Source organism: Mesorhizobium sp. M2A.F.Ca.ET.037.01.1.1 (assembly GCF_003998075.1).
GTDB lineage: Bacteria > Pseudomonadota > Alphaproteobacteria > Rhizobiales > Rhizobiaceae > Mesorhizobium.
In genome coordinates this window covers 1-2,063 of the sequence record NZ_RZSA01001086.1, presented here as the reverse complement: position 1 = coordinate 2,063, position 2,063 = coordinate 1, and the positions used below count along the sequence as shown (strand labels likewise).

The window sequence follows — 2,063 nt, the reverse complement described above, 5'->3', positions numbered from 1 at the left end:
CCTTTCGAATTTGATGAAAAGATCCTGACGCAAGGCGCCGAGATCTCCCGCAAGCTTGACCAGCTGCGGCTCGAGAAGTTTCCGCCCAATGCAAAGAAGACGCTTCGGCGATTTCCGATGGCTGAGGTCGCGCACTACCTCGGCATCAGCCCGAACAACCTGAAGCGGCTCCACCTTGAGGGAAAGGGGCCGGAGCCACTCATCGCTGCTGGTGGGCGGCGCTTTTACACTGCCGAGCAGATGATCGAACTGCGGCACTACCTCGATAAGTACGGCCGATCCGACGCCAAAAAATATGTCCCCTTCCGCAAGCCGGGCGAGAAGCTTCAAGTCATTGCCGTAGTCAATTTCAAAGGTGGCTCTGGAAAGACCACGACCGCCGCGCACCTGGCGCAGCATCTTGCGTTGACCGGGCACAGGGTCTTGGCGATCGACCTCGACCCGCAAGCGTCCCTTTCGGCATTACATGGCTTCCAGCCGGAACTAGACGGGAATCCATCGCTATACGACGCAATCCGATATGACGAGAAGCGACAGCCGATCGCGGACGTGATACTGCCCACGAACTTCCCTCTACTCGAGATCATTCCAGCCAACCTCGAATTGCAGGAATACGAGTTCGACACTCCCCTTTCGATGCAGACCTCGAATGAGGGCAAGAGGTTCTACAGCCGGCTCGGTCGATCGCTGGAGGAGGTGGATGATCGCTTCGACGTCGTAATCGTCGACTGCCCGCCGCAGCTCGGATTCCTCACATTGACCGCGTTGACCGCCTCCACCTCGGTCCTCGTCACGGTTCACCCCCAGATGCTCGATCTGATGTCGATGAGTCAGTTCCTCCTCATGTTGGGCAACTTCGTCAGATCCATCCGGGAGAAGGGAGCGCCGGTAAAGATCGACTGGCTCCGCTACCTGATCACCCGGTACGAGCCGTCTGATGTGCCCCAGACTCAGATGCTGGGATTCATGCAGTCCATCCTGGCCGAGGAGATTCTGAAGAACCCGATGGTGAAGTCGACGGCGATTTCCGATGCCGGACTAACCAAGCAGACGCTGTACGAGGTCGAGCGCGCCAACTTCAATCGCGACACCTACGACCGGGCAATCGAAGCCTTGGACGCGGCGAATTTCGAGATACAGGGCCTGCTCCACCGAGCTTGGGGGCGTCTGTGATGTTGACTGCCGTCAATACGGACCAAAAGCGCCGCATTTTCAAACGCATAGCAGAGATCATGAGGCTGAGCGATGGCTCGTAAGAACCCCTTCGCCAACATACTGGACGACAACGACAGGCCTGCCGAGCGCTCCGTAGTCGAATACGCTGCGAAGGGCGCGTCTCGGTCGATCCTTAGTACGTTGGACGACATGGCGGCGCGCGCCGACAAGCTCGCTGCCGGCGAGACCATCGTCGAGTTGGAGCCTGACACGATCGACGTCTCGTTCGTGCGAGACAGACGGGCGAACGACGAACGGGAGTTCAACGAACTGGTGGAGGCAGTCCGCGAGAACGGCCAAAACTCCCCTATTCTGGTTCGGCCGCACCCAAAAACCGTCGGCCGCTACATGGTGGTGTTTGGGCATCGGCGCCTCGAGGCCGCCAAGGCCCTTGGGCGCAAAGTCCGCGCTGTCGTCAAGGAGATGGAGGACCGCGAACACGTCCTCACGCTCGGTCAGGAGAACTCGGCTCGGGCCAACGTGCCATTCATCGAGAGAGCGCTCTTTGCCGCCGACCTCGCACGTCTCCGTTACGACGAGGACAACGCGACCATTCTCAAGGCGCTTTCGATCGACCGTACAACGCTGTCGAAGATGCTGTCGGTGGCAAGCCTGCCCGCACAGGTTCTTGATGCAATCGGCGAAGCAAAGGGCATCGGCCGCGACCGCTGGTATGAACTTAAGCTGCTCATGGACAAGCCATCAAACCTCGACATCGCCTTCGAGGTGATCAAGGAGTATGGCTTTGCCGCCCTTCCCAGCGATGGCCGCTTTGATCTTCTGGTGCGGCGGCTCAAGTCGTCCGCCTCCAGGAAACGTACACAGTCCGCCCCGCAAAAACGCAGTTG

The 2,063-nt window shown here is 59.2% G+C and carries 2 protein-coding genes; both read left to right on the top strand.

Going from position 1 to position 2,063, the window contains the following annotated elements; all coding sequences use genetic code 11:
• Positions 1–1,173 (top strand): plasmid partitioning protein RepA (gene repA / locus EOA27_RS33685; RefSeq protein ID WP_127258429.1); only part of this gene is annotated, 1,173 nt, incomplete at its 5' end.
• 72 nt (positions 1,174–1,245) lie between these two features.
• The coding region (gene repB / locus EOA27_RS33680) for a plasmid partitioning protein RepB (RefSeq protein ID WP_127258427.1) at positions 1,246–2,063 on the top strand (818 nt) is incomplete at its 3' end.